1 protein-coding gene is annotated in these 632 nt (G+C 53.5%); it reads left to right on the top strand.

The features are described 5' to 3' along the window. The first annotated feature begins 260 nt into the window (after nt 1–260). Complete coding sequence (locus tag QT231_RS24295) at nt 261–449, top strand: hypothetical protein (RefSeq protein WP_308339333.1); 189 nt, start codon at nt 261–263, stop codon at nt 447–449. The last annotated feature ends 183 nt before the right edge of the window (nt 450–632 follow it).

The following is a 632-nucleotide window of genomic DNA, read 5'->3' as shown; positions in this document are numbered from 1 at the left end:
GCAGAAAAGCCACACTCTGACCACTCACCACTCACCACTCACCACTCACCACTCACCACTCACCACTCACCACTCACCACTCACCACTCACCACTCACCACTCACCACTCACCACTCACCACTCACCACTCACGTGCGGTTTTCTGGCGCTTTATGTCAGATATAACAATAGGTTGCTTATTTGCCATGGTATTGTTGCCAAGCAGCATCTAGTATTATGCTGCACGTACCCGAAGTGAAATCTCAGGAGGAGAATCGGTATGACGACGCAATTAGCCAAGAAGTTAGCAATCGCTCTGTTTATGGCCTTGATGGCAGGCGGACTGGTAGCTTGTGATGATCAAGGGCCGGCTGAAGAAGCGGGTGAAAATATTGATAACGCCGCAGAAGATGCCGGTGAGAGCATGGAAGAGCTCGGCGAAGATATGGAAGAGGCCGCTGAAAACTAGGCCGAAGATTTGGTTGATGAACTAGCTGAAGCAGTCGCTGAAAAGCGGCTGCTTTATTATTGTGCGCCAGGCATGGCGCGCAGCGCCTTGACTGGCGCTGTTCCTGGGGGTGGTGCCTCAGGATGACTTGGGGGTGAAAGTCCCCTGCACGCCCGGCAAGGGGAAGTGCTAGCCGACGGCAAG

Source organism: Halomonas sp. SpR1 (assembly GCF_031010175.1).
Classification (GTDB): domain Bacteria; phylum Pseudomonadota; class Gammaproteobacteria; order Pseudomonadales; family Halomonadaceae; genus Vreelandella.
The sequence above is the reverse complement of the archived record's forward strand: the minus strand, read 5'-3'. Positions and strand labels throughout refer to the sequence as shown.